The following is a 25,853-nucleotide window of genomic DNA, read 5'->3' on the forward strand; positions in this document are numbered from 1 at the left end:
GAAACTAAGTTTTGTACGTTAATTGGTCAGTTGTAGTTTTTTTTTGTGTCGGAGGCGTGCAGCGGCAAAAAATTGCCGTTGGAAGGAGTCTCGGTTTATAGGATTGAAATTTTCGCGGCATCCGCTAGTATAAGTACATAACAAATTTCGGGGAACACGGGAGCGATTCGATGAAAAACAGGTTAAAAATGGGCTGGACGCTTCAGCGCAGAATCACTTTTTTTACCGTCGCTCTTGTGCTTGCCATTATCGTTCAAATTACGATCCTTACGTATTTGTCCGTCTCGCGGACCGTCGAGCAGCAAATCGGAAACCGCGCGCTCCATATCGCGACACAAGTCGCAACGGACCCGCAAATTATTCGGGCGTTCGGCGACGAACGGCCTTGGGAGACGATTCAGCCGATTGTGGAAGACATTCGAAGCATTACCGATGCGGAATTTATCGTTGTCGGGAATAAGCAAGGCATCCGGTATTCGCACCCGCTTGAGGACCGAATCGGCAAAGAAATGGTCGGAGGAGACAATGAGCAGGCGTTACGGTACGGGAAATCGTACGTATCGAAAGCGAGAGGCTCGCTCGGTTTATCGTTGCGGGGAAAAGTGCCGATCAAAGACGGGAAGGGCCAAATCATCGGCATCGTCTCCGTCGGATTTTTACTAAAGGACATTCACCAAATCGCCATCAACTACGGCAAGCAAATCGCGTGGGTCGCATGTTCAGGCTTGCTGGTCGGGGTGATCGGGGCGGTCGTGCTTGCGCGCAATATCAAAAAGACGCTGTTCGGGCTGGAACCGGAAGAAATATCTTCTTTATACGAGGTGAGGGATGCGGTCATCCAATCGATCCGGGAAGGCATCATGGTGATCGACAAGGAAGGGACGATCGTGCTGCTGAATGAAACGGCGCGCAATATACTGGCTTTGCCGCGCGGCAAAGACGTCATCGGAAAGCCGGTGCTTGACGTCGTTCCGAACGGAGAGCTGCTTCAAGTGCTGAAGACGGGGCGAAAGCAGCTGGACCAAGAGACCGAGCTTGGCGGGAAAGTCATTATCGCGAACCGGATACCGGTCCGTTCCGGAGGGAAAGTGATCGGGGTCGTGTCCAGCTTCCGGCTGAAGTCGGAAATGGACCAGCTGACGGAGGAGCTTTCGCAGGTGAAGCGGTATACCGAAGCGCTCCGTGCGCAAACCCACGAGTTCAACAACATGCTGTATACGATATCCGGCCTCATTCAGCTGGAAGCGTACGAAGAGGCGTTGGAATTGATCCATAAGGAGTCGGCGGACAAGCAGGACTTGATTCAATTTATTACGAACCATATTAAGGCGCCGTGGCTCGGCGGCATATTGCTCGGGTTTATGAACCGGGCTAAAGAGTTAAGGGTCGATTTGGTTTTAGACCGGGAGAGCAGCCTCGCTTCATTCGATTCCCGAATCGACAGCGGAAAGTTTGTTTCCATACTCGGCAATTTGGTATCGAACGCCTTTGATGCAGTCCTGCAAAATGAAGAAAGCGACAAAAAGGTTCGCATTTTCATTATCGACATCGGCGACGATATGATATTGGAAGTGGAAGATACGGGGCCGGGGATCGGGGAAGACGCGATTCCGCAAATATTCGAGCTCGGATACACGACGAAGGATAACGGGTCCGGGAAGCGGGGGTACGGCCTCGCCAGAGTTCGGGAGCTCGTCGGGCAGCTGGGCGGAAGCATCACCGTAGAGAGAGGCGGCTGGGGCGGAGCGCTCTTTATTGTCGCCATACCGAAGGATGTGAAAGGAAATGGATGAGATCATCGAGGTGCTGATCGTAGAGGATGACGCCCGAATCGCCGAGATCCACAGGCGATTCGCCGGAACGCTCGAAGGCTTCAAGGTAATCGCCGTAGCGACGACCGGGAGCCAAGCGATGGAATGGCTGTCCGTCGTGAAGCCTCACCTTGTGCTGCTGGATGTATATTTGCCCGATATGAGCGGCCTTGAGCTCGTCAAATACATTCGGCGGGAGCAGATCGATGCGGACGTCATCATGATTACCGCCGCAGCGGAAGCCGATATTGTAAGAGGTGCGCTCCACGGCGGCGTGTTCGACTTTATTATGAAACCTCTCACGTACGACCGTTTCAAAAGCTGCTTGGAGCAATACCGTCAATCCAGGCAAAGGCTGAAGGGAAGAGAGCCGCTAACCTCCGAGCAGATCGACATGCTATGGCGCAGCGGAAAAGCGGAATCCGCCCAGAAGGAAGTCTATGCGGACGCTCCGAAGGGAATTGATCCGTTGACGCTGGAGCGCGTGCTTGGGTTCGTTACGGATTTCGGGAAGGACGGAATGACGGCCGAAAGCTTAAGCGCGAAAGCGGGCCTCAGCCGATCGACCTCCCGGCGGTATTTGGAGTACCTCGTTTCGCAAAAAAAGCTGGTCGCCCGGCTGACTTACGGTTCCATCGGAAGACCGGAGCGGAGATACGTACTGGCGCCGTGAATTTTATGAACAAAATGGCCGAAATGACGTTTAATCGTTTTATGACCGCAAACTAGGAGCGGTCATTTTTTTTTGCTACATTGAGATAGCGCTTTCAGTAAGCGCATTCAAAAAACAAAGTTTGGGGGTCGGGCAATATGAAAAAATTAACGGCAATCATGCTTGTAAGCGCTATCGCTTTATCGCTTGCCGCTTGTTCGGCGGGAAGCAAGCAGTCCAACGGCGGCGGAGGCAATCATGCGGCTTCCTCTTATCCCGAGAAGGCGATTTCCGTCGTTGCGCCGTCCGGCGCAGGCGGGGGCTGGGACAAGACGGCCAGAGCCGTCGCGAAGGTGTTAGGCGAAACGAAGCTCGTGAAGCAGGCAATCACGGTTGAGAACAAACCGGGCGGCGGAGGAGCCGTGTTTTTGGCCGAGTATGTAACCCAGGACGCCAAAAACGATTACAAGCTGTTTGTAAGCTCTCCTCCGATTCTGATCAACAATGACAAGAAGGAGGGCAACAGCCCTTACGGTTTCCGGGATACGACGCCTCTTGCGCAATTGACGAAAGATTTCGGCGCCGTCGTCGTAAAAGCGGATTCGCCTTATAGCGATCTGAAAAGCTTATTGGACGCGATCAAAGCGGATCCTTCGAAAATTACGGTGGCCGGCGGCTCCGCTCCGGGCTCGATGGACCATTTGCTCGCCGTTCTTCCGGCATTTAAGTACGGGATCGACCCGACGAAGGTGAAATACGTATCGTATGACGGCGGCGGCGAAGCGGTTGCGGCATTGCTGGGCGGCTCGGCGGACGCGATCGCCACCGACGTTTCGGGTGTCGCCGAATTTTTGAAAGCCGGCAAGGTTAAGGTGCTCGGCATTAGCGCAAGCGAACGTTTGGGCGGCGATTTCGCCGACTTGCCGACGTTCAAGGAGCAGGGCGTCGACGCGGACTTTACGATTTGGCGCGGCTTGTTCGGCCCGAAAAATATGTCCGAGGACGCGAAAGCGTTCTGGAAGGCAAAGCTGCAGGAGCTTAACGAGAGTGACGCTTGGAATGCAGAGCTGAAGGCGAACGGCTGGGAAAGCGAGTACAAGAACGCGGACGAATTCGATTCTTTCCTGAAAGAGCAGGATCGGCTCATTATCGAGCTGCTCACCGCGTTAGGCATGGCGAAGTAATCATAGAAGCGGGGAGAAGACGAGACGCTTCTCCCTACTTTCTACAAGGAGGGGCAGCGGGTGAACAAAACATTCGACAAATATGCGAGCATAGCGTTGTTCATCGTCGGTGCGGCATTCGTTCTGGAAAGCCGCGGCATCGCTAGCAGCGCCTACGGAAGCAACGTAGGGCCGAACATTTTTCCGCTCGGCTTGGGAATTATTTTATTGCTATTATGCGCAAAGCTGTTTTACGAGACGTTCCGCTATCCCGACAAGGAAGCAGAGAAACAATTGTTCGATTATAAGCGTTTCTTTATTATTTTTGGGGCGGCGATTCTGTATGCGCTGCTGCTGGAGACGCTCGGATATATCGTTACGACGTTTCTTTTCCTTGTAACCAGCTTTCAAGTCATGCAGCGGGGCGGACTTCTAAAATCGATCGTCATCGCCGGAGCTTTTTCATTTGGCGTCTATTATATTTTCGTTACCGTATTGCAAGGCTCCCTGCCGGGTCTTCCGGTATGGTTTCAATAGCAGCAGGAGCAAAGGAGGCGGCGGGACTTGGATATACTGCAACACTTGCTGCACGGATTCGCACAAGCGCTGCAATGGCATAATTTACTATTCGCTTTCGTAGGCGTGTTGATCGGAACGGCCGTCGGCGTCCTGCCGGGCATCGGTCCGATGAGCGGGGTCGCGCTGCTCATCCCGGTTACGGCTTCGTTCACGGCGGGCCAAGATCCGGAATCCGCCGCGGTCAGCGCGATCATATTGCTGGCAGGCGTCTATTACGGGGCGATGTACGGCGGATCGACCACATCGATTTTGTTGAATACTCCCGGAGAGTCATCGTCGGTCGTCACCGCCTTGGACGGGTATCAGCTTGCAAGACAAGGCCGGGCGGGAGCGGCGCTCGCGATTGCGGCCATCGGCTCTTTCGCAGCCGGCATTATTTCTTTGATCGGTCTTGTCGCGCTTGCGCAGCCATTGTCGGAAGTAGCTCTTTCCTTCGGCCCGGCCGAATATTTTTCGCTCATGATCCTTGGATTATGTGCCGTAAGCGGGCTGGCGGGAAAATCGGTAACCAAAGCTTTGATTATGACGGTGCTCGGTTTGCTGTTAGCTACGATCGGGATCGACAACGTGTCCGGCGTGGCGCGGTTTACGTACGGCATACCTGTACTGTATTCCGGGTTGGAATTTTTAACGGTGGCCGTCGGGTTGTTCGCCATCGGGGAAGTATGCAAGACGATTCTTGAAAAGGACGCCGGGAGCGGCCCAATTGCCAGAGTCGGGCGTATTTTGCCGACCCGCACGGATCTGAAGCAGAGTGCGGGACCTATCGCAAGAGGCTCGCTGCTGGGCTTCTTTATCGGAATTTTGCCGGGTGCCGGCGCTACGTTGGCTTCGTTCTTCTCTTATGTATTGGAACGAAAAATCAGCAAAAACAAGGACAACTTCGGCAAAGGCGCGATTGAAGGCGTGGCCGCTCCCGAATCGGCGAACAACGCCGCTTCCGGCGGGGCGATGATTCCGCTGCTCACCTTGGGCATACCCGGCTCCGGAACGACGGCGATTCTCATGGGGGCGCTGATTATGTACAACGTTCAGCCGGGCCCGCTGTTATTCTCGGACCATCCGAGCATCGCTTGGGGACTTATTGCGAGCATGTTCATCGGCAACGTGATGCTGCTTATTCTGAATATGCCTCTCGTCAAAATTTTTGCGAAAATCATTGAAACGCCTGCGAAATTTTTGATTCCGATCATTATCGCGATTTCGATCTTCGGCGTATATGCGGTGCAATATACGACGTTCGATTTGCTGCTGCTGCTGGCCTGCGGGATTGTCGGTATTTGCTGGCCAAACACGATTTTCCGATCGCGCCGCTCGTGCTCGGCTTGGTTTTGGGACCGATGATTGAAAACAACATGAGACGAGCGCTTACGATTTCTAACGGGAATTTCGCGATATTCGTGCAGAAGCCGGTCTCTCTTATTTTTTTAACAATAGCTCTATTATGGATGGTCATCCCTCTGTTTCTGAAAAAGAGAGGCAGAAACGTCATTGTGAATGAAGAAGCATGACTGTATTCGTGCAAATACGTTAGAGGGCTTCGAATGGAACGAGGGCCGTCATCCGTCGTTCGCAACGGATTCGTGCTCAGCAATCAAGGCAATTGCGGGGTGACCGTAAGCGAGCCGGTGTTTGCTCATAACCCGCTCGGAACGGCCCTGCAGGCGATTATTTCCGTCATTCAAAACATTCTCACGTACACTTTGGGTGTCTATCAATCATTATCCGGCGGGGAACGAAAGGCGGGCGCGAACTTTTGGGCGATGCTGCAGCTTCCCGTACTTTACGCGATAGTGGCTGCAGGGCTGCTGCGGATGGCTGATATTCGGCTCCCGCCGGTCTTGATGAAGCCCATACAGGACGTATCCGAAGCCTTTGTAGCCATTGCGCTGCTGACGCTCGGCGCTCAGCTGGCCGGCTTGAACATTCGCAGAGTGAGATGGAATCTTGTTATCGGAGTTCTTGGAAGACTCGTACTCTCGCCGTTGATCGCCTTTGCGCTGATCGAAGCTTTTGGGTGGAGCGGAATGATCGCGCAGTCCTTGTTTATCGCGAGCTCTTACCCCGCATCACGAAACAGCGCGCTTCTAGCGCTTGAGTATGGGACGGACCCGGAGCTTGCCGCGCAAATCGTGCTCTTTAGTACCGTACTTAGCTGCTTATCGGTAACGGCGGCCATCTATGCGGCCCAAATGTTGTGGTAAATCAAAATTTCACAGTAAGGATGTGTGATCCATTGGCTATTCCTGCCAGCGCCAGCACAAGCATCGTAATGAGATTGGAGATCGACAATGAATCGGTAACGTTCGCCCAAATCGCAGCCGCCATCGGCGACGCCGGCGGCGACATCGTGGCGATGGACGTCATTCGGCCCGGAAAAACCGTTACGGTCCGGGACATTACAGTAAACCTGGCGGATTCGCTTCAAAGCAAAGCGATCGAGCTCGTGCTCGGCGCGATGAACGGAGTGAAGGTTTTACAGGTTTCCGATCAAACGTTTTTAGTGCATTTGGGAGGAAAAATCGAAGTCACGCCGAAAATCGCAGTCAAAACGCGAGACGATTTGTCCCGCGTATACACACCGGGCGTAGCGCGCGTATGTATGGCGATTCATGAGCAGCCGAACCGGGCGCACTCCCTGACGATCAAAAGAAATACGATTGCCGTCGTGTCCGACGGGTCGGCCGTTCTCGGGCTCGGCAATATCGGTCCTTTGGCCGCGATGCCGGTCATGGAAGGCAAATCGATGCTGTTTAAGCAGCTGGCCGGAGTCGACGCCTTTCCGATTTGTTTGGATACGCAGGATACGGAAGAGCTCATTCGGACGATCAAATTGATTGCGCCCGCTTTCGGGGGCATCAACCTCGAAGATATTTCTTCGCCGCGCTGCTTCGAAATCGAAGAGCGTCTCGTACGGGAGCTGGACATTCCGGTGTTTCACGACGACCAGCACGGTACGGCGGTCGTATTGCTCGCGGGGCTGTACAATGCGGTGAAGGTGGTCGGAAAAAGGCTGCAGGATTGCAAGGTGGTGCTTTGCGGCGTAGGCGCGGCGGGCATCGCTTGCACGAAAATACTGCTTGCGGCAGGAGTAACCAATATCATCGGCGTGGACAAGCAAGGGGCATTGGTGAGAGGGCAATCCTACGGAAACAAAGTGTGGGAATGGTATGCCGAGCACACGAATCCGAACCGGGAAGAGGGACGGGTGTCGGATGTCATTGCGGGCGCGGATATTTTCATCGGGGTGTCGGGACCGGGCGTCATTGCGGTGGAGGATATCAAACGGATGGCGCCGGATCGCATCGTGTTCGCCATGGCGAATCCGGTGCCGGAAATTTCGCCGGAAGAAGCAGAGGGCCACGTCCGCGTCATGGCTACCGGAAGGTCCGACTATCCGAATCAAATCAATAATGTGCTTTGCTTCCCCGGCTTGTTCCGCGGGGTGCTCAATTGCCGCGCTTCCCGCGTTACGGAGCGGATGAAGCTTGCGGCGGCGCAAGCGATCGCGTCGGTCGTGAGCGACGAGGAATTGAACGAGCATTACATTATTCCGAGCGTGTTCAATCAGACGGTGGCGGATAAAGTGAAGGACGCCGTCGTGGCGGCCGCTATCGAAGACGGAGTGGCGCGGCGGAAGATTAGGTGATAGGGACGTGCAGCGGCACAGTTTTGCCGCTGCACGCTTTTTTTATTTCTCCGCTGTTTCTCCACTGCTCCTCGCTGACCGCTGGTGCTAAAGGACGCCACAGACGCTATATTGCCAATATGTCCCCCGTAATTTTTCTAACGGACACCAAAGACGCTAAACTTCGATTTTTGGCGCCTATCCTCGCTTTTTCGAAGCAATAACTGCACTGGTGACCGTTAAAACTGAAAACTCCGTTCAAAACGCCGAATAACTGCATCCTTGACCGTTAGACCGAGCCGCCGAACTTGTTCTCGTTTCGCATGTTACATGGTAAGCTGTTATTGAAAACGCTTAACGATTCTAGGAACNTTGACCGTTAGACCGAGCCGCCGAACTTGTTCTCGTTTCGCATGTTACATGGTAAGCTGTTATTGAAAACGCTTAACGATTCTAGGAACAATAACGGAATCCGGGAGGTATTGTCATGAGACTGTCGCTTGATCAAATTATCGCTTATCAAACGGACGGCGTATTGATTGCGGAGCATGTGCTGACTGACGAGGATCTGCAGCCGGTGATCGACGAAATCGAGAGAGTGATCGATGAGAGAGCGGAAGCGCTCCATAAGGAAGGTAAGCTCCGGGAACTGCACAAAAACGAACCGTTCGAGCGCAGATACGCCCTTCTGCATCGGCAATGTCCCGAAATCGGCAATTCGTTCGACATTATGGAGTACGGCGGCGAGGCTATATTTGCCTTTTTGCGCAACGACAATTTGCTCGACGTCGTCGAATGTTTGCTGGGAAGTGAAATCAGCTGCAATCCGATCCAGCATTTAAGGCATAAGCTTCCTGTCGAATCCGGAATCAGACATGAGGGCTACAATGGAAACGTGCCGTGGCATCAGGACGTCGCGGTGACCCACCCCGATTCCGACGCTTCGGAAATTATTACGTTCTGGGTGCCTCTTGTGGACGCAACGGCGGAAACCGGCTGCATGGAAATTGTCCCGGGCGCATTTAAGAAAGGATATTTGACGCATCGTAAAGAAGGAGGCACATCGATCGTGCCCGAGCTGCTCGAGGCGGCTCAACCGATGAGAGGGGAATGCCGGAAGGGCGGAGTCGTCATCATGAACAAATATACGCCTCACCGCAGCACGGACAACGTATCCGGCATCGTCCGCTGGTCCATCGATCTTCGATACCATAAAACCGGCGCTCATTCGGGGAGGGAGGCGCATCCTTCTTTTGTCGTCCGAAGCAAAGCCGATCCCGGCAGCGTTCTGACCGATCATCGGGAGTGGCGGCGGATGTGGAAAGAAGCGCTGGCGAAGCCGATCCACTCCTTGCACCGGGTATAACGTCGAAGCTCACCCCCGGCTTACCTCTGCGCGGTACTCCGTCGGCGATTGCCCGTAAGCGCGCCGGAACTGCTTCGAAAAATAAAGCGCGTCCTGGAAGCCGACCGACGACGCCACCTGCTCGACGGTCAGCTCCGACCGCTCCCGCAGCAGGCGCCGCGCGCGGTCGAGCCGCAGGCGCAGCAGGAACGTCACCGGGCTGACGCCGGTATGACGCTTGAACAAGCGCGATACGTATGCGCGGTTATACCCGAGGCTCTCGGCCATGAGCTCGATGGAAATCGGCTCGGCGTACTGCGCCGACAAATAGTGGATCGCCGCCCGTACGAGCCGGTCGGCCCCCGCGTCCGGCCCCCCGTCCGCCGGCTCCGAGCCGCCGTCGCCGCTCCCGGCCGCTCGAACCGAGTCGGCGTACTCCGCAAGCAGCAGCCGTAAATACGCGTCAACCCGCAGCCCGCGGCCCGCCGCTGCCGTCGCCGCGAAAGCGGCGCGAACCCGCTCGAAGCATAAGCGCACCGCCCTGCCCCGCCTGCCGCCGCCGACATGCACCGTCGGCAGCTCCCGCGTCAAACCGGCCGCCGCCATCAGCTCGCACGCCTCCTCCCCCTTGAATGCGATCCATCGGTACCGCCACGGCACGGACTCGTCCGCCGTATAGCTGGCGAGCACGCCGGGCTCGATCACGAAGCTGTCCCCCGGCCCGAGCGAATACTCCGACCCTTCATACGCGAACACGCCGTACCCCGACTCCACGTAATGAATCAAGTAATAATCGACGACCTTCGGTCCCGACCGGTGAGCCGGCCGGGTTTGACTGCTGCCCGTGAACAACACCTGTAAGCGGCCTGATCCGGGCAGCGGGTTCGACACGACACTGTATGTAGGTTCAAGGTTATGGTCCATCGTTCCGCGCAGCCTCCTCCTTTTCCGCTGACGTCCGCTTCCGTACATGTTATACCTATCTTACATCACGAAATCACATTTATCCATATGTCGCTAACATCGTTCCATAGTTTTTGCCGATTTCAAGAGCTATACTAAACACAAAAGGATATAACATTCACTGTAAAGGACGGATTAAACGATGGCGGAGCTTACAAAGCTGCAAGACGAATTCATCAACCTGTTCGGAGGCGGCGCGGAAGGCATTCAGACGTTCTTCACGCCGGGCAGGGTGAACCTGATCGGCGAGCATACGGATTACAACGGCGGATACGTGTTTCCGGCGGCGTTAACGTTCGGCACGACGATGCTCATCAGGCCGCGGGCGGATAAGACGCTGGGTCTTGCTTCGACGAATTTTCCGTCTTCCGCGAAACATTTTTCCATGGATGGGTTGACCTACAAGGAAGAGGACGGTTGGACGAATTATCCGAAAGGAATGGTCGCGGGACTGCAAGAAGCGGGATTTACGATCAGCCGAGGCTACGACATTCTGTACCACGGCGAAATTCCGAACGGCTCGGGCCTCTCCTCCTCCGCTTCGATCGAGGTGGTGACAGGCTACGGCTTGCTGTCGATGGAAGGGCACGCCGATATCGACCGCGCAGCGCTGGCCAAGCTTGCCCAGAAGGTCGAGAACCGGTTCATCGGCGTCAACTGCGGCATTATGGATCAGTTCGCGGTGGCGAACGGCAAGGCGAACCACGCGATTCTGCTCATGTGCGATACGCTGGAGTATGAGCTCGTTCCGTTCAACAGCGGTGCATATAAGCTGATCATCTCCAACACGCATAAGCGCCGCGGCCTTGTCGATTCGGAATATAACGACCGCCGCGCCCAGTGCGAGCAAGCGGTGGCCGATTTAAACGCCGCGGTGCCCGGCCTCAAGCTGCTCGGCGAGCTCACGCTCGAGCAATTCGAAGCGCATCAATCCGCCATCAAGGACGAAACGGTCCGCAAACGCGCGCGTCACGTCGTGGAAGAGATCGATCGCGTGAAGCGGGCGGTGGAGCGGCTTCGCGCCGACGACCTTCCGGCCTTCGGCGAGCTGATGAACGGCTCCCACGAAAGCCTGCGCGACTTGTACGCCGTCAGCTGCTTCGAGCTTGACGTGCTCGTAGAAGAGGCCCGCAAAATTCCCGGCGTGCTCGGCTCGCGCATGACCGGCGCCGGCTTCGGCGGCTGCACGGTGTCGCTGGTGCATCAAGACAGCGCAGCGCAGTTCCGGGAGCAAGTCGGCGCAGCGTACAAGGAACGTACGGGGCTCGACGCATCGTTCTATGTGGCGGATATCGGCGACGGGGCGAAGAAGCTTTAGTTGGTCAAAAGGCTGCGTAACAGCGGGACATTTTATATAAAACGAGGGAGTGGAGAACATGGCGGTATTGGTGACCGGAGGAGCGGGCTATATCGGCTCGCATACGGTGGCGGAGCTGCTCGCGCGCGGGGAAGAGGTCGTCGTCGTCGACAATTTGCTGACCGGCCATAAGCAGGCGGTGCTCGGCGGCAAGCTGTACGAGTGCGACCTGCGGGATGCGGAGGCCATGCGCCGCGTGTTTGCGGAGAACGAGATCGATGCGGTCGTGCATTTTGCGGCGAGCTCGTTGGTCGGGGAAAGCATGACGAACCCGGCGAAATACTACAACAACAACGTGTACGGTACGCTTTGCTTGCTGGAGCGGATGCAGGAGGCCGGCGTGAGCCGCATCGTATTTTCTTCGACGGCAGCGACCTACGGGGATCCGGAGCGGGTGCCGATCGAAGAAACCGACCGCACGGAGCCGGCGAACGCGTACGGCGAAACGAAGCTGACGATGGAGCGCATGATGCGCTGGTTCGACACGGCGCACGGCATTAAGTTTGTTTCGCTCCGCTACTTCAACGCGGCCGGCGCGCACGAGAACGGGCTGATCGGCGAAGACCATCGCCCCGAATCGCACCTGGTGCCGCTCATTCTGCAGGTGGCGCTCGGCCAGCGCGAATTTATCGGCATGTACGGCGACGACTACCCGACGCCGGACGGCACGTGCATTCGCGATTATATCCACGTCATGGATTTGGCGGATGCGCATGTGCTGGCGGTGCAGCGGCTTCGTGACGGCGGCGGAAGCGCCGTATTCAACCTCGGCAACGGCAGAGGCTTTTCGGTACGCGAGGTGGTGGAGGCTGCCCGCAAGGTGACGGGGCACGCCATTGCGGCCCGCGTGGAGCCGCGCCGCGCCGGAGATCCGGCGGTGCTTGTCGCATCAAGCGCGCGGGCGGAGGCGGAGCTCGGCTGGCAGCCGAAACGGACGTCGCTGGAAGCGATCATCGAGAGCGCGTGGAAATGGCATCAAGCCCATCCGCAAGGCTACGGCGGGCAATAAAGGAGGCGCAGGCAACGTGGGCGATTGTAACGCAGCATACGAAGTCGAACGGCTGCTTCAATACGCATTGAAGAAAGACCTCATCGAACCGATCGACATCATCCCCTCCCGCAATGCGCTGCTGGATATATTACGGCTCCCCGAACCGTATGAAGGGGAGCCTCCGGATTCGTTGGAGACGCCGGAATTGCCGGCCGGAATATTGGAGCGGCTGCTCGATTATGCGTTAGAGGCGGGCATTTTGGAGGAAAACACGGGTACGCATCGAGAATTGTTCGACACGCGGTTGATGGGCTGCCTCATGCCTCGCGCGTCCGAGGTGGTCCGCCGCTTCGGACAGACGGCCGCGAATGCCGGGATCGTGCAGGCAACCGACGATTTTTACCGTCTGGCGATCGATTCGGGCTACATCCGGATGGACCGGATTCGGAACAATTTGTACTGGCGGACGGAAACGGAGTATGGCGAGCTCGAAATTACGGTGAACCTGTCCAAGCCGGAAAAGGACCCGCGGGAAATCGCATTGCTGAGGAACGCCCCGGCAGCGTCCTATCCGAAGTGTCTGCTCTGTGCGGACAATGTCGGCTACGCAGGGCGCCTGAACCATCCGGCACGGCAAAACCTGCGCGTCATCCCGCTGCAGCTGGACGGCGAGGATTGGTTCCTGCAGTACTCGCCGTACGTGTACTATAACGAACACAGCATTGTGTTTCACGGCAAGCACGTTCCGATGAAAATTTCAGGCCAAACGTTCGTAAGACTTCTCGATTTTCTCGATCGGTTTCCGCATTACTTCATCGGCTCGAACGCGGATTTGCCCATTGTCGGCGGTTCGATTTTGAATCATGACCATTTTCAGGGCGGGAGGCATGTATTCCCGGAGGAAAAGGCTCCGGTGGAACGCAGCTTCACCCATCCCGATTTCCCGGATGTCCGCGCGGGAATCGTGAAATGGCCGATGTCGATTGTTCGCATCGCCTCCTGGGATCGGGAGCAAGCGCTGCGGCTGGCCGTTATGCTGCTTGCCCGTTGGCGCGCTTACAGCGATCCGTCCGTGGACGTTCATGCGTTCACGGGGGAGACGCCGCATAACACGATTACGCCGATCGCGAGAATGACCGCGGACGGCGAATACGAGCTCGACCTTGTTTTGCGAAACAACTTGACGAGCGAGGAGCATCCCGAGGGCATCTATCATCCGCACCGCTACCTGCACCATATCAAGAAGGAAAATATCGGCTTGATCGAGGTGATGGGGCTGGCCGTGCTTCCGGGACGCTTAAAGGAGGAAATGAGCGGCCTTGCGGAGGTGCTCACGGGAGCGCGGAAGCTGGAGGACGTCGTGTCGGACGATTCGGGCCCGTTGTACAAGCATGCGGCATGGATCGAAGCTATTGCGGCGCAGCATGGGACCTCTATGCGGGCCGAAGAGGCTGAAGCGCTTCTGCGCGACGAGGTGGGCCGCAAATTTATGGAAGTGCTCACGTGCGCCGGCGTGTTTAAGCGCGACGAGGCCGGGCAGCGGGCGTTCGATCGGTTTTTGTTCTCGGCCGGCTTCGCAAACGAATAGGGAAATCCCTCCAAGCCAAACTAAGGAAAAAGGCTGGAGGGATTTTTTTATGGAACGTGACGGAGTTGTTCGTGTACGCGTCGGACAGCGTGTGGAAATCGATCAGGTGGGCGAAGGTACGGTGACGGAAGTGGCGGGCAGCGAAATTGAAGTCGCCGTGTCCGAGGTGGAGACGTATCGGGTGAGTGCGGATCAGCTGGTTGACGCCGATGAGTTGATGCAGTGACCGTGCCGGAACGAATTTGTGCGGAGTTGAGCGGGTTTGGGAATAGATAAAAAATAACGTTTTTGATAGAATAGGAGGGTTGCCATTATATAGCTATTTGGGGTGAGGGTTCGTGCGCTTTTGGAAAGTGGTAGGGAAGCTGTCGCTTGCAAACGTTTTGAATTTTGCATTTGCGATGATGGTTGCCATGCCGTTAATGGTGATTGCCGGTATTTATATTGCGGCGACGTCCGGAGGTGTGGGGGATCCGCTCGCATTTGTAGAACAACTGGAGTCGTATAAAGGGCTTAACACGATCGTGAACACGCTGGGCTCGGCTTCGGCCATCGGCGCGGCGCTGCTCATGTACGCCGCTTTCGAGAAGAAGGCGGGCTGGCCGCTCGGGCTGCGCCAGCTCGGTGCCTTTAGGAAGCTGGCGCAGGGGCTTGGGTTGGGCATTTTGCTTATCAGTGTCGGTTTTCTCATTATCTTGGGCCTTGGAGGCGTGCGGATTACCGGAACGGCTTTCGATTCCGCGGTCGTTCAAGGGCTGCTGCTCGATTTGATCTTGTTCATAACCGTAGGCTTCAGCGAGGAAATTTTCAGCCGCGGGTATACGTATGGGCTCGTCAGGCACCATTATGGCGCAGTATGGGCAACGGTCGTTTCGTCCGTCCTGTTTGCGCTGCTGCATTCGATGAACCCGGCGGTGTGGGACAGTGCTTTTCCGATGCTGAACCTGTTTCTGGCGGGTGTGCTGCTGGCGCTGTTGAGAGAATGGAGCGGCGGGCTGTGGGTGCCGATCGGCATGCATATTACGTGGAATTTTTTCCAGGGGGATGTGTACGGGATGGCCGTGTCCGGCACCGAAACCTCCTCGATCGTACGGCTGGAGCAGTGGAACGCGTTCGTTTCCGGCGGAGCGTTCGGGCTGGAGGGCAGCTTCGCGGATACGCTCGTTTCGCTTGCGGCGATCGGCGTGCTGGTGCTAGTGCTGCGCAGGAGGAAGGCTCGGGCTGCCGGGTAGCGCGGGCTGTGGCAGGGGTAAGTGGGGCGCCCCCTGGAGGGACCGGTAACCAGACGGTCGGGCGGCGCGTTAGCACTATTTTTTGGTGCTAAGTGAGTCGGTTGAGGACGAAAGGTGTGCGTTAATACCACATTTTGGTGCTAAATCTGAGGCTGCGCTCAAAAAATCCCTGATCAACGGGCTAGATGGTCCGATGGTCAGTTTTTTTTGCTATATAAGCAGGTCACATTCCCGAGATACAGCAACTATGGCAAAAGTGTGTCTATGTTTGGCCGCGGTTTCGTCATTATTCCACGCTATTTCCACCCGAGAAATGTCCGTTTGGCAAAAGTGTGTTCATAACGCGTTGTTCGAACTGCCGATCATGAACACACTTTTTCCATAATAGCCGGAACCGGCTTGATTTCGGAGAGATTATGGAAAAAGCACGACCAGACATAAACATACTTTTTCCATAGTGAATAGCGTAACCCGTCTAAACGCCGAGCCGGCGCAGCCCCTTCGGGTAAAAATTTTTGACCGTCCCCTTCGATTCCTTCCCCCAGCCGAGCGGGAACCCGTCATAGGTGACGGCCAGCCAGCCGCGGTCGCCGCCGCTCTCGCCGGGGAACGTCTCGCCGCGCAAATACGCGTTCGCCAAGCGGTCGTCCGCACCGCCGACCTCGATCCGGTGCGCGAAGCTTTCCGCCGGAAGCGCCAGCGCCAGCGCATGGTTCGGCTCGAACCGGTCCTTCTTAAGCTCGCCCAAATGCAGCCCCGAGCGCACGACCCGCAATCCGGACAAATCGGGCGTGCCTTCCGGCAGCAAATACAGCTGCGTTCCGAGCAGCGCAAAAGTTCCGCCGCCTTCGCCGCCACCTAAAGTGACGTTCAGCGCTTTCTTCTCGAATTCGCGGTACAGAGCGAGCTGCTGCTTGCCGGCAAAAGCGCCCGCGCCAACCCGCCCGCGCCAAGCCGGCGTCTCCGCGCCCTTGCGCAGCAAGGCGACGTAGTGCCCTTCGCCGCGAAGGCGGTGCGGCCACAGCCGCGCTGTGGCCGAGAGCGCCGCCCGCGCGGCGCTGTCCTGCGGCGGCGAAGCCCACGCGGGCACGCCGCCGGCAACCCCGTGCTCCAGCGGCAGCGGGAGCACGGTCACATCCGGATGGCGCTGCAAAAACGCGGCAATCGACCGCTCGTTCTCCTCCGGAGAGAACGTGCAGGTCGAGTAGGCGAGCACGCCGCCTTCCCGCAGCATCGCATAGGCCGCATCCAGGATGCCGGCCTGCAGCCGGGCGCACGCGAGCACGTGCGCCTCGCTCCAATGCGCGATCGCGTCCGGGTCTTTGCGGAACATTCCTTCGCCCGAGCAGGGGGCGTCCACCATCACCCGGTCGAAGAAGCCGGGGAATACCGAAGCGAGACGCTCCGGCGTCTCGTTCAGCACGACGGCGTTCGTCAGCCCGAGCCGTTCGACATTCTCCGACAGCGCCTTCGCGCGCTTCGGCTCGTATTCGTTGGCGACGAGCAAGCCTCGTCCGCCCATAGCGCCGCCGATATGCGTCGTCTTCCCGCCCGGAGCGGCGCACAAATCGAGGACGCGCTCCCCCGGCTGCGCGCCTAGCGACTCGGCGGCGTACATCGCGCTCGGCTCTTGGATGTAATACACTCCCGCCGCATGGTAAGGATGTTTCCCCGGAGCATCCGCCGAGTCATAATAAAACCCTGTCGCACACCAAGGTACGGGCGTCAGCCGAAACGGCACCATACCGGCCAACTGTCCGGCGTCCGGCACCTTCAGCGGATTCACCCGCAAGCCTTGCGCTTTACCTTCCGTATAGGTAGCGAAAAGCGCCTCCGCCTCTTCGTTCCCCAGCATATCCCGCATTCGACGCTCAAATGCGGCAGGCAAAACAAATTCCGTCACTGCTCGAATCCTCCGACCTTTTTCGAACCTTTTTCACATGTTATGATGATTTCGGTAATGTTACTTACGTATTGCGCAGCTTCCCGAGCTCGGAGACGATCGCTTCGATTTCGCTGATGCTGTATCGGTCCTTGCTCGTTACCAATTCGTACATATCGAGGAGATCCTCATACTGCTCTTGGCTGATATTGACCGCTTTGACCGCAGCTCCGGTGGCCATCCGCAATCTTTTCGTAATTTCCTCCACCATGAACGCCGCATTTTCTTGGGACGGTTTGCTGAGATCCATCGTACACGCGCCTTTCCTAATTTATTTGCACCATTGTAACACGTATCCCGCAAAAATGCTTTGCCATCACCAAACAGAGAGGAGGGATCCGGATTTGAACTATATTGAGACGGTTGACGGGGCGGGGCTCAGGAGATTTCTGCACGATGTAAAAATGGGGATCGGAGCTCAGCCGGTTACATTTTTGTGCATCGGGACCGATCGTTCGTCGGGGGATGCTCTTGGCCCGCTCGTCGGCACCAGCCTCCGTAAAGCGGGGTTCGTCCGGGTGATCGGCACGCTGGAGGAGCCTTGCGACGCGAACACGCTGCCTGCGTTCCTATCGGCCCTGCAAGCGGTGCCGGACGATAGCCGCGGCGTCGTCATAGCGGTCGATGCCGGACTCGGCCGAGCGGAATCGGTGGGCAAATATCAAGTGTCCGCGGGTCCGGTTCTGCCTGGGGCGTCGCTCGGGCGCGAGCTGCCCGGCGTCGGCGATTACGGCATTGCGGGCATCGTCAATACGGCGGGGCCGCGCAATAAGTTCGCGGTGCTGCAGACAACGTCGCTGCACCGTGTGATGGGGATGGCGGAGCAGATCGTGTCGGCGGTGAGTGAAATATTCGGCAACGGTTGAAGACGTTAACCGGTAAATCCGGCGGTGTCGCCGGCAGGAGCGATACATTCCGGCTCATCCCAGCGTACGTTGCCGATCGACGTTGACACGGGGTACGCCTGCATCTCTTCGCTCGGCTGCCGGGAAAGCAGCGGCAGCAGACGGTCCGCGTCGGTTACGCTGCGGTCGAGCCATAGCTCCTCGTCCTCCCGGCGCAGGATGGCGGGCATCCGCTCATGGATCGGCGACATGAAACGATTGGAGGCGGTCGTCACGATGACGCACGAATGGTGCCTTGCACCGTCCTCCGATTGGTACGTATCATACAGCGCGGCAAAGGAAAACAACGGCCTGTCCCGCAGCGTTATGCGGAGCGGCTGTTTCTTATTGCCGTCGCTTACTTTCCATTCGTAGAAGCCGTCCGCGGGAATAATGCACCGTTTGCGGGCGACGAGCGTCCGAAAAGTCGGCCGCTGGGCTAGCGTCTCGGCGCGCGCGTTGATGAGCGGCGTGCTCCGTTTTGCGGCGGCGGGTGAAGGCAGTCCCCACTTGAGAAACCCGGCTCGGCGTTTGCCTTCGTGAGCCAGCACCGCGAGAATGTGTTGACCGGGCGCCGCGTTATAGCGGGGCGCGATTTTTTCCATCTGCTCCATAAACTCGATGTAAAACCAATCCCTCACCAGTCCCCACTCGGCCGTCAGCGTGAATCTTCCGCACATCGTCTTCTCCGTCCTTTCTTTTCTCTGTATAATAATCCCATGCATCATGCGATTCAAGAGGCGTTACATAACGTGCGAATAGAAGGAGTTGGCGGATGTCCATGGTCTCATTCGATCCTTTGCATTATCCGTATCCGTCCCGCCGAAACGCAGTTTATGCCCGCAAAGGGATGGTATCGACCTCGCATCCGCTGGCCGCGGAGGCGGGGCTCGAGGCGCTGCGCCGGGGAGGTAACGCAATTGACGCAGCGGTCGCGGCGGCTGCCTGCTTAACCGTTGTCGAGCCGACGTCCAACGGCATTGGCGGCGATGCGTTCGCGCTCGTATGGACCGGCGGCAAGCTGCACGGCTTGAACGCCAGCGGTCCCGCACCGCAGTCGCTTACGATCGACGCCGTCCGCGCGGCGGGCTTTGATGCGATGCCGACCCACGGCTGGCTGCCGGTCACCGTGCCGGGCGCTCCCTCCGCTTGGGCGGAGCTGGCGCGCCGGTTCGGCCGTTTGCCGCTGACGGAGTCGCTGGCGCCTGCGATCCGCTATGCGGAGGAAGGCTTCCCCGTGTCTCCGACGGTCGGCTACTACTGGTCGCTGGCGGAGAAGCGGTACCGCAGCGTCTTAACAGGCGCAGAGTTCGAGCCGTGGTTCGAGCTGTTCGCCCCCGGCGGGCGGGCGCCGGCCATCGGCGAGCTGTGGCGTTCGCCGGCTCATGCGGCGACGCTCCGCGAAATTGCCGAAAGCGGCGCGGAGTCGTTCTACCGCGGCGGGTTGGCGGAGCGGGTCGACGCGTTTTCGCGCGCTCATGGCGGATTTTTGCGCGCCGAAGATTTGGCGGCGTATGCGCCCGAATGGGTCGAGCCGCTCGGGGTTCGCTACAAAGGCTACGACGTCTGGGAAATTCCGCCGAACGGGCAAGGCATGATCGCGCTCATGGCGCTGAACATGCTTTCCGGCGACGTATGCAAGGCGCGTGAGGACGCAGAGTCGTACCATATGCAGATTGAGGCGATGAAGCTCGCGTTCGCGGACGGCAAGCGGTACATCACGCAGCGCGACAAAATGCCGATCGATCCCGCGCTGCTTCTGTCCGCCCCATATGCCGCCGAGCGGCGCGCCTTAATCGGCGAGTCGGCGCGCCAGCCCGAGGCGGGGCGGCCCGACGCGAGCGGCACCGTTTATTTAGCCGCCGCAGACGGCGACGGCAACATGGTTTCGTTCATCCAAAGCAATTACATGGGCTTCGGCTCCGGTCTCGTTGTGCCGGGGACCGGCATCTCGCTTCAAAACCGCGGGCACAACTTTTCGCTCGACGAAACCCATGCGAACGCACTCGAGCCCGGCAAAAAAACGTACCATACGATCATTCCCGGCTTTCTTACGAAGGACGGCGAGGCGGTCGGACCGTTCGGCGTGATGGGCGGCTTCATGCAGCCGCAAGGGCATATGCAGGTCGTCATGAACATGATCGACTTCGGCTTAAATCCGCAGGCGGCGCTTGACGCTCCGCGCTGGCAATGGGTCGACGGGCTAACCGTCGAGCTGGAGCACGGCGTGCCGGAGTCGGTGGCGCTCGCCTTATCGCGCCGCGGCCATAATATCCGCCGGGCGCTCGGCTCGGGCGGCTTCGGCCGCGGGCAAATCATCGTGCGCGGCGAAGGCGGCGTGCTGATCGGCGGCGTCGAGCCTCGAGCCGACAGCGCGGCGGCGGTATTTTAGGCAGCGGCTGAAATAAGGAGGTCACGCCTCACTATTCCGCCCAATCCGGGCTAAGCATACGAAATAGTGAGGTGAAACCTCACTATTTGCGCTGATTCGCCGGAATGACGGGCGAAAATAGCGAAATAAGGCGGTCACGCTTCACTATTTCTTCCAACTTGGGCGAAGCGGCTGAAATAACGCGGTGAAACCTCACTAATTGGATGAATCACTGAAATTTCGGGCCGTGGAGGGGTTGTCTCCCAAAAAAATCCTTGACGCCGCTAAGGTCGGTTCCTAGACTGGTACTATCGCATAAATAAAGGAGAGTCCTGTCCATGTCCAACACAGCAGCACCGGGGACTGCTCCCGCACGGCCGGCGGCGTCGACCGGAGCCGGGACGCAGGCGGCCAAAACCGTCTTCCCGATCATCCTCGCGGTGAGCTTGATGCATATGCTCAACGACACGATGCAGGCGGTCATCCCCGCGATCGCTCCGGTCGTTAAGGAGTCGCTGGCCTTAACCTACACGCAAATCGGATTTATCCTGTTCGCTCTGAATATGACGTCATCGGTGCTGCAGCCGTTGATCGGCTTCTACTCGGACAAAAAGCCGTCCCCCTACAAGCTCCCGATCGGTATGACGATGAGCCTGCTCGGCATGGTCGGCGTCGCCTTCGCCCCGAATTACGCGCTGCTGCTTGTATCTGTCGTATTCGTCGGGCTCGGTTCCGCTATCTTCCATCCGGAAGGCTCCAAAGTTATTTATTTGTCGTCGGGCAACCGGAGAGGGCTGGCGCAATCGCTCTACCAGGTAGGCGGCAACGGGGGGAGCTCGACGGGTCCGCTCATGACCAAATATATTTTTTATCCGTTCGGCCAAGCGGCGGCGATTTGGTTTACGCTCGTAGCCGCAGTCGGAGCGGCGATCGCATTCGTCGTATCCCGCTGGTACAAGAGCAATCTTCATTTGCGCGAAAAGCCGAAGCCGGAAGCGCAGCCGAATTACACCGAAACGGAAAAAACGGCCGCAGCCGCACAGCAACCGAAGCCGAAAGCCGGCATTCCCCGATATGTTTGGTTCGGCTTGGGGCTGCTTGTGCTGCTCGTGTTTGCCCGCTCGACCTACCACGCGGCAATAGCGAATTATTACCAGTATTTCTACGCAACGACCTACGGGGAAACCGTCGAGCATGCGCAAATTCCGCTGTTTCTGTTCGGTATCTTAGGCGTCGTCGGCACGTTCCTCGGCGGTCCGCTTGCCGACCGGTTCGGCGCTCGGCATGTCATCTTCGTATCGATGGCGGGAGCCGCGCCGTTCGCGCTGCTGCTGCCGTTCGTCAGCCAGTTTTGGGTCGTGCCGGTCATGATGGCGCTCGGGCTTATATTGGCGCTCGGCTTCTCGGTTACGGTCGTTTATGCGCAGCAGCTGCTGCCGAACCATATCGGAACGGCTTCCGGACTCATCGTCGGACTCGCGTTCGGCATGGGCGCCTTGGGCGCCGTCGTTCTCGGCGGCTTCGCCGACGCGTTCGGGCTGAAGGCCGTTATGATCGGCGCTTGCGTACTGCCGCTGCTCGGCATCCTGACGTATAAGCTGCCGGACCCCGAATAAATGCTGTTCAAATAAAAAATCCCGAGAGCTCCGGCCGACTTTAGCGGAGAACTCCGGGATTTTTTTCGCTGCTACATCATCAAGTCCCAAATTTGCTTCCCGATCAGAAGCGACGTTACGGAAATAAACAGCGGCTTCACGAAGGCGGCGCCTTTGCGGATTGCAAACTGCGAGCCGACCCAGGCGCCTGCGATCATGGCCAGTCCCATCGGAAGCCCGTAAGCGAAGTTTACGAGCCCGAACGCGATGAAGGTCAGCAGGCTCGCGATATTGCTGGCGAAGTTCAGCATGCGGGCGTTGCCGGCCGCGCGCACGAAGTCGAAGCCGAGCAGCAGAAAGGCGAACAGCAGAAACGAGCCCGTACCGGGACCGAAAAAACCGTCGTAAAAGCCGAAGCCCGCCGCCGCGACGCAGATCAGCGCTTTGGATCGCTTGGTGAGCCCGCGGTAAACGGCGTCCTTGCCCCAGTTTTTCTTAAACACGGTATACACGGCCACCAGCGCGAGCAGCACGACGACAAGCGGCTTTAGAAAATCGGAAGGCACGAGCGTCACGACCCACGATCCGAGTGCCGAACCCGCAAACGACAGAGGGAACAGAGCGAGCGCCAGCTTCAAGTCGATTTTGCCGGATCGCAGGAACGAGGCCGTGCTCGTCATGGAGGACATCGTGCCCCCCAGCTTGTTCGTTCCGAGAACGACGCCTGCGGGCAGTCCGGCCAGCAGGAGAGCGGGGAGCGAGATCAGACCGCCGCCGCCGACGATCGAATCGATGAATGCGGCAATAAAGCCTGCAGCGACAAGAAATAATAGCGTATCGACACTTAATGATTCCAAAATACGGCCCCTTCCGCTACAATCGTGAAGTAGAAACATAATGAAGTATAGCAGTTATAGGCATAAGGTCAATAATGGTAAAATTTACTGGGAAGGGCAGGGGCAAGCGTCTATGAAAAAGCTGGAGCACATCGGCATCATGGCCAAAAATATCGAGGAGTCGATCCGGTTTTATACGGAAATCGTAGGCATGCGTTTGGACCGGCGGGAGAAGCTCGACAACGGGGTGGAGCTCGTATTTTTGCATTTTCCGGGTCAGGAGAGCGTGGAAATCGAGCTGATTTCGCGCTGGGACGATTCCTTTAGCGAGAACGGCATTGTGGGCCATGTCGCCTTCACGGTGGACAACATCGAGCAGGAGCTCGAGCGGCTCAAGCAAGCTGGCGTCCGGCTGATCGACGAAACGCCTCGTACGATCCTTGGCGGAATCAAAATCGCATTTTTCTACGGCCCAAGCGGCGAGCAGCTCGAAATGTTTCAACCGCGTACATAAACGAAGAGAAGCCCGGCATCGTCCATGACGAGCGCCGGGCTTTCTTCGGGAAAGAAGCAAACCTGGTGTTGCTATTCGGCTGATTTCGGGGTCCCCGAAAAAATTAGCATCACTACGAGTTGCTATTCGGCTGTTTTAGCGGTTGAACAAGGGCATTTTGGCGAAATAGCAATCTGTAGTTTGCTTATTTTCCCGGACCGCGGTAAAAAGGGCGCAATAGCAACTCACAGTGTGCTTAACCCGCAGCCGCCGCCATTCCCGCCGAACCCGTAGTACTCGCCGTACGCACAATCCGCTTCAACCGCCGAACCCGTAATACCCGCCGTACGCGCAAATCGCCTCAACCGCCGTACCCGTCGCGAAACGCCCGCGCCACCGCGGCGGCGTCCACTTCCCACAGCGCGGCGATTTCCGGAGCGACCTCCTCGACGAACCAATCGGCCTGCTTCTTGCGGTTGTCCCGGTGCTCGTAAATCCAAAATACGTTGTCGATCACCTTGCGGTAATACAAATCCTCCGCAGCCGACAGCTTGTCGTCAGGGATGAATATATTCAGCCGCTTGACCGTCCGGTACAATTCGCGGCTGCATGCCCGCCTGATGGCTCTGGGCGTAGGGAGGGTCGATTTGTGCTTTTCGGTATGCTGTTTCATGGCCAGCTCACTCCTTCCCCACATCTTATGCAGGAAAGGAAGCGGGCGTCAGTCCACGACAATATAACCGATCATCGGGCCGTTGTTGGCCGCATCCGGGTGCGCGAAGCAAATGATGCGGAAAACGCCCTCCTTGGAAGCGTGAAAATTGACGATCGTTTCCTTGCCCTTCGTTACCGTCCCTTGAATGTTCAGCCCCTCGATGACGAAAGGATGGCTTTCCCCGTTCACGCCGTACAGCACCAGCTTGACGTTCTCGCCCTTCTTGACGAATATCGTTCCCGGATCCCACCGGTACGCTTCGATTTCTTTTCCGTCCTTGGTCGTCGTTTTGAATTCGCCCGTCACCAAATGGTAGACGCGTTCGCTAACGGGCATCGCATCCGCCGGCTCCGCTTCGCTGCGCTCCCACATGATCGTAATGAATGCGATGAAGCATAAGCCGAAAGCCAGCACCAGAAGCTGTCCTTTCCGCACGAACAACACTTTTCGGTTCACGGTAACGTCCCTCCGTCACATTTTTGTATCAGTGTATGTCCTTGTTACCTTCGAATATGACGAGCCCCACTTACGCGGGACATGTTTCTTTGGGCGGGAGAATACATTACAATGGATAGGGACGAACAATTTTCAAGCAAACGGCAAAGGCGGTTCAAGAATGCACGATATGATTATGTCGATATTGGATTGGGTGGCGCAGCTCGGATATTGGGGCATTATGATCGGTCTTATGGTGGAAGTTATTCCAAGCGAAATCGTGCTTTCATACGGCGGTTACCTTGTTTCAAAACAACAAATTTCGTTTGAAGGCGCAGTTCTATTCGGCACGATCGGAGGAACGATCGCCCAGCTGTTCGTCTATTGGATCGGCAGGTACGGCGGGCGCCCGTTTTTGGAGAAATACGGCAAGTACATACTGATCAATAAGCACCACATCGATATAGCGGAAAAATGGTTCGACCGTTACGGCACAGGGGTTATTTTTACGGCCAGGTTCATTCCCGTCGTCCGGCACGCGATTTCGATTCCGGCGGGAATCGCCCGCATGCCGCTCGGCCGCTTTACGCTGCTGACGACGCTAGCCGTTATTCCGTGGTCGATCCTGTTTATTGCCCTCGGAAAGTCGCTCGGCGAAAACTGGGAAAATATCGACGAGGTTGCAGGCTCTTATGTGCAGCCGGCGATTTATGCGGCGGTGGCGCTGCTCGTTATGTACGCGGCGTGGAAATGGTACCGCGGCCGTCAGGAACGAGCGGGCAAAGCGGAAGCCCGCGCAGCCTCCGAAGAGCAATCCGCGGAACGCGAGCTTGCGAAGCTCGGCGAGCGGTATGTCGTCTTTAACGGCGTGAATGTCCGCGCGGGAGGCCGCGAGCAGCGGTTCGACTATTTGGCGGTCGGTCCGAACGGGCTGTTCCATATCGAATCGGAGGTTCAGGACGGGCAAGACCCGACTTCGCCGCTCTACCGGAGCGAGTATGCGCTGAAGGAGCTTCTCCGCTCGGAAGGGATCAATGCCGACACAGTCGGCGTTCTCGTTGCGGAGGAACCGGACCCGCGGATGCGGCAAAGCGGCTCGGCCTTCGCGGTTGTAAGCGTGAAGGAGCTTGCGCGGTACATACGGGAGCGCAAGGCGAAGCATACGTTGGACTCCGAGGCGGTTCAAACGATCGCGGCATTGATTCGCGCCAGCACGGTCGCCGAATGATCGGTCGGGTTGGTTGCGGGGGCAGCTTTTGGTAAAATAGGGGCG

At 57.5% G+C, this 25,853-nt stretch carries 23 protein-coding genes and 3 pseudogenes; 19 read left to right on the forward strand and 7 right to left on the reverse strand.

What is annotated here, in order from left to right; all coding sequences use genetic code 11:
* The first annotated feature begins 170 nt into the window (after positions 1 to 170).
* From PT964_RS21550 to PT964_RS21585, 8 genes and pseudogenes are all read left to right on the forward strand, one after another.
* Entirely contained in the window at positions 171 to 1,793 is a 1,623-nt protein-coding gene (locus PT964_RS21550; RefSeq protein WP_274365425.1) for an ATP-binding protein, read from the forward strand.
* The gene (locus PT964_RS21555; RefSeq protein WP_274365426.1) at positions 1,786 to 2,484 is read left to right on the forward strand and encodes a response regulator; all 699 of its coding nucleotides are present in this window, start codon (positions 1,786 to 1,788) and stop codon (positions 2,482 to 2,484) included. The genes PT964_RS21550 and PT964_RS21555 overlap by 8 nt, the downstream gene beginning before the upstream one ends.
* 137 nt (positions 2,485 to 2,621) lie before the next feature.
* Positions 2,622 to 3,647 carry a Bug family tripartite tricarboxylate transporter substrate binding protein gene (locus tag PT964_RS21560; protein ID WP_274365427.1) on the forward strand — a complete coding sequence of 342 codons (1,026 nt, stop codon included), beginning with the start codon at positions 2,622 to 2,624 and terminating at the stop codon, positions 3,645 to 3,647.
* Between the two features lie 60 nt (positions 3,648 to 3,707).
* Positions 3,708 to 4,163, forward strand: a complete 456-nt coding sequence (locus PT964_RS21565) for a tripartite tricarboxylate transporter TctB family protein (RefSeq protein WP_274365428.1) — start codon at positions 3,708 to 3,710, stop codon at positions 4,161 to 4,163.
* 27 nt (positions 4,164 to 4,190) lie between these two features.
* A pseudogene (locus PT964_RS21570) lies at positions 4,191 to 5,716 on the forward strand (tripartite tricarboxylate transporter permease).
* A 33-nt stretch (positions 5,717 to 5,749) separates the two neighbouring features.
* Entirely contained in the window at positions 5,750 to 6,409 is a 660-nt protein-coding gene (locus PT964_RS21575) for an AEC family transporter (protein WP_274365429.1), read from the forward strand.
* Between the two features lie 32 nt (positions 6,410 to 6,441).
* Entirely contained in the window at positions 6,442 to 7,854 is a 1,413-nt protein-coding gene (locus PT964_RS21580) for an NAD-dependent malic enzyme (RefSeq protein ID WP_274365430.1), read from the forward strand.
* A 466-nt stretch (positions 7,855 to 8,320) separates the two neighbouring features.
* Positions 8,321 to 9,199, forward strand: a complete 879-nt coding sequence (locus PT964_RS21585) for a phytanoyl-CoA dioxygenase family protein (protein ID WP_274365431.1) — start codon at positions 8,321 to 8,323, stop codon at positions 9,197 to 9,199.
* A 9-nt stretch (positions 9,200 to 9,208) separates the two neighbouring features.
* Here the strand turns inward: PT964_RS21585 and PT964_RS21590 are convergent, their stop codons facing one another.
* Positions 9,209 to 10,102, reverse strand: a complete 894-nt coding sequence (locus tag PT964_RS21590; RefSeq protein ID WP_274365432.1) for an AraC family transcriptional regulator — start codon at positions 10,100 to 10,102, stop codon at positions 9,209 to 9,211.
* Positions 10,103 to 10,283: 181 nt separating this feature from the next.
* Between PT964_RS21590 and PT964_RS21595 the strand changes: the two genes are divergently transcribed.
* From PT964_RS21595 to PT964_RS21615, 5 genes are all read left to right on the forward strand, one after another.
* Positions 10,284 to 11,459 (forward strand): galactokinase, encoded by a 1,176-nt coding sequence (locus PT964_RS21595; RefSeq protein WP_274365433.1) that lies wholly within the window; start codon positions 10,284 to 10,286, stop codon positions 11,457 to 11,459.
* Positions 11,460 to 11,517: 58 nt separating this feature from the next.
* Entirely contained in the window at positions 11,518 to 12,507 is a 990-nt protein-coding gene (gene galE, locus PT964_RS21600) for a UDP-glucose 4-epimerase GalE (RefSeq protein ID WP_274365434.1), read from the forward strand.
* Between the two features lie 16 nt (positions 12,508 to 12,523).
* A complete protein-coding gene (locus PT964_RS21605; RefSeq protein WP_274365435.1) occupies positions 12,524 to 14,077 on the forward strand; it encodes a UDP-glucose--hexose-1-phosphate uridylyltransferase in 1,554 nt (517 codons plus the stop codon).
* 49 nt (positions 14,078 to 14,126) lie between these two features.
* Positions 14,127 to 14,303 (forward strand): hypothetical protein, encoded by a 177-nt coding sequence (locus tag PT964_RS21610; RefSeq protein WP_274365436.1) that lies wholly within the window; start codon positions 14,127 to 14,129, stop codon positions 14,301 to 14,303.
* Between the two features lie 112 nt (positions 14,304 to 14,415).
* Positions 14,416 to 15,309 carry a CPBP family intramembrane glutamic endopeptidase gene (locus tag PT964_RS21615; RefSeq protein ID WP_274365437.1) on the forward strand — a complete coding sequence of 298 codons (894 nt, stop codon included), beginning with the start codon at positions 14,416 to 14,418 and terminating at the stop codon, positions 15,307 to 15,309.
* Positions 15,310 to 15,784: 475 nt separating this feature from the next.
* Here PT964_RS21615 and PT964_RS21620 read toward each other — a convergent pair whose 3' ends face one another.
* Both PT964_RS21620 and PT964_RS21625 read right to left on the reverse strand, forming a co-directional pair.
* Positions 15,785 to 17,212, reverse strand: coding sequence for an RsmF rRNA methyltransferase first C-terminal domain-containing protein (locus tag PT964_RS21620; protein ID WP_274365438.1), 1,428 nt, complete (start codon positions 17,210 to 17,212; stop codon positions 15,785 to 15,787).
* A gap of 64 nt (positions 17,213 to 17,276) precedes the next feature.
* The gene (locus PT964_RS21625; protein ID WP_274365439.1) at positions 17,277 to 17,501 is read right to left on the reverse strand and encodes a DUF1128 domain-containing protein; all 225 of its coding nucleotides are present in this window, start codon (positions 17,499 to 17,501) and stop codon (positions 17,277 to 17,279) included.
* 94 nt (positions 17,502 to 17,595) lie between these two features.
* Here PT964_RS21625 and yyaC point away from each other — a divergent pair, with 94 nt between their 5' ends.
* A complete protein-coding gene (yyaC, locus tag PT964_RS21630) occupies positions 17,596 to 18,117 on the forward strand; it encodes a spore protease YyaC (protein ID WP_274365440.1) in 522 nt (173 codons plus the stop codon).
* A 5-nt stretch (positions 18,118 to 18,122) separates the two neighbouring features.
* Here yyaC and PT964_RS21635 read toward each other — a convergent pair whose 3' ends face one another.
* Entirely contained in the window at positions 18,123 to 18,815 is a 693-nt protein-coding gene (locus PT964_RS21635) for an SOS response-associated peptidase (protein WP_274365441.1), read from the reverse strand.
* Positions 18,816 to 18,916: 101 nt separating this feature from the next.
* On the opposite strand from PT964_RS21635, the gene PT964_RS21640 reads away from it, so the two are divergent.
* Together PT964_RS21640 and PT964_RS21645 are read left to right on the forward strand one after the other, a co-directional pair.
* The gene (locus PT964_RS21640; RefSeq protein WP_274365472.1) at positions 18,917 to 20,527 is read left to right on the forward strand and encodes a gamma-glutamyltransferase family protein; all 1,611 of its coding nucleotides are present in this window, start codon (positions 18,917 to 18,919) and stop codon (positions 20,525 to 20,527) included.
* Between the two features lie 317 nt (positions 20,528 to 20,844).
* Positions 20,845 to 22,122, forward strand: a complete 1,278-nt coding sequence (locus PT964_RS21645; protein ID WP_274365442.1) for an MFS transporter — start codon at positions 20,845 to 20,847, stop codon at positions 22,120 to 22,122.
* A gap of 71 nt (positions 22,123 to 22,193) precedes the next feature.
* Here the strand turns inward: PT964_RS21645 and PT964_RS21650 are convergent, their stop codons facing one another.
* Positions 22,194 to 22,958 carry a sulfite exporter TauE/SafE family protein gene (locus PT964_RS21650; RefSeq protein WP_274365443.1) on the reverse strand — a complete coding sequence of 255 codons (765 nt, stop codon included), beginning with the start codon at positions 22,956 to 22,958 and terminating at the stop codon, positions 22,194 to 22,196.
* A gap of 112 nt (positions 22,959 to 23,070) precedes the next feature.
* On the opposite strand from PT964_RS21650, the gene PT964_RS21655 reads away from it, so the two are divergent.
* Positions 23,071 to 23,451 carry a VOC family protein gene (locus PT964_RS21655; protein WP_274365444.1) on the forward strand — a complete coding sequence of 127 codons (381 nt, stop codon included), beginning with the start codon at positions 23,071 to 23,073 and terminating at the stop codon, positions 23,449 to 23,451.
* A gap of 340 nt (positions 23,452 to 23,791) precedes the next feature.
* Here PT964_RS21655 and PT964_RS21660 read toward each other — a convergent pair whose 3' ends face one another.
* Positions 23,792 to 24,103, reverse strand: a complete 312-nt coding sequence (locus PT964_RS21660) for a dehydrogenase (RefSeq protein ID WP_274365445.1) — start codon at positions 24,101 to 24,103, stop codon at positions 23,792 to 23,794.
* Positions 24,104 to 24,151: 48 nt separating this feature from the next.
* Complete coding sequence (locus tag PT964_RS21665; RefSeq protein WP_425262783.1) at positions 24,152 to 24,517, reverse strand: cupredoxin domain-containing protein; 366 nt, start codon at positions 24,515 to 24,517, stop codon at positions 24,152 to 24,154.
* Positions 24,518 to 24,761: 244 nt separating this feature from the next.
* Between PT964_RS21665 and uptA the strand changes: the two are divergent.
* Together uptA and PT964_RS26440 are read left to right on the forward strand one after the other, a co-directional pair.
* Positions 24,762 to 25,364: pseudogene (gene uptA, locus PT964_RS21670) on the forward strand (undecaprenyl phosphate transporter UptA); the annotation flags it as partial.
* A gap of 30 nt (positions 25,365 to 25,394) precedes the next feature.
* A pseudogene (locus PT964_RS26440) lies at positions 25,395 to 25,808 on the forward strand (nuclease-related domain-containing protein); the annotation flags it as partial.
* Positions 25,809 to 25,853: the final 45 nt, after the last annotated feature.

The organism is Paenibacillus thermotolerans (genome assembly GCF_028745515.1).
Classification (GTDB): Bacteria; Bacillota; Bacilli; order Paenibacillales; family YIM-B00363; genus Paenibacillus_AE; species Paenibacillus_AE thermotolerans.

What these genes read in the sequence shown, in the direction of transcription:
- PT964_RS21550 (WP_274365425.1), top strand. Translation starts at nt 171, where the DNA reads ATGAAAAACAGGTTAAAAATGGGCTGGACGCTTCAGCGCAGAATCACT.
- PT964_RS21555 (WP_274365426.1), top strand. Translation starts at nt 1,786, where the DNA reads ATGGATGAGATCATCGAGGTGCTGATCGTAGAGGATGACGCCCGAATC.
- PT964_RS21560 (WP_274365427.1), top strand. Translation starts at nt 2,622, where the DNA reads ATGAAAAAATTAACGGCAATCATGCTTGTAAGCGCTATCGCTTTATCG.
- PT964_RS21575 (WP_274365429.1), top strand. Translation starts at nt 5,750, where the DNA reads ATGGAACGAGGGCCGTCATCCGTCGTTCGCAACGGATTCGTGCTCAGC.
- PT964_RS21585 (WP_274365431.1), top strand. Translation starts at nt 8,321, where the DNA reads ATGAGACTGTCGCTTGATCAAATTATCGCTTATCAAACGGACGGCGTA.
- PT964_RS21590 (WP_274365432.1), bottom strand. Translation starts at nt 10,102, where the DNA reads ATGGACCATAACCTTGAACCTACATACAGTGTCGTGTCGAACCCGCTG.
- PT964_RS21595 (WP_274365433.1), top strand. Translation starts at nt 10,284, where the DNA reads ATGGCGGAGCTTACAAAGCTGCAAGACGAATTCATCAACCTGTTCGGA.
- galE (WP_274365434.1), top strand. Translation starts at nt 11,518, where the DNA reads ATGGCGGTATTGGTGACCGGAGGAGCGGGCTATATCGGCTCGCATACG.
- PT964_RS21610 (WP_274365436.1), top strand. Translation starts at nt 14,127, where the DNA reads ATGGAACGTGACGGAGTTGTTCGTGTACGCGTCGGACAGCGTGTGGAA.
- PT964_RS21625 (WP_274365439.1), bottom strand. Translation starts at nt 17,501, where the DNA reads ATGGATCTCAGCAAACCGTCCCAAGAAAATGCGGCGTTCATGGTGGAG.
- PT964_RS21635 (WP_274365441.1), bottom strand. Translation starts at nt 18,815, where the DNA reads ATGTGCGGAAGATTCACGCTGACGGCCGAGTGGGGACTGGTGAGGGAT.
- PT964_RS21640 (WP_274365472.1), top strand. Translation starts at nt 18,917, where the DNA reads ATGGTCTCATTCGATCCTTTGCATTATCCGTATCCGTCCCGCCGAAAC.
- PT964_RS21645 (WP_274365442.1), top strand. Translation starts at nt 20,845, where the DNA reads ATGTCCAACACAGCAGCACCGGGGACTGCTCCCGCACGGCCGGCGGCG.
- PT964_RS21655 (WP_274365444.1), top strand. Translation starts at nt 23,071, where the DNA reads ATGAAAAAGCTGGAGCACATCGGCATCATGGCCAAAAATATCGAGGAG.
- PT964_RS21660 (WP_274365445.1), bottom strand. Translation starts at nt 24,103, where the DNA reads ATGAAACAGCATACCGAAAAGCACAAATCGACCCTCCCTACGCCCAGA.
- PT964_RS21665 (WP_425262783.1), bottom strand. Translation starts at nt 24,517, where the DNA reads ATGTGGGAGCGCAGCGAAGCGGAGCCGGCGGATGCGATGCCCGTTAGC.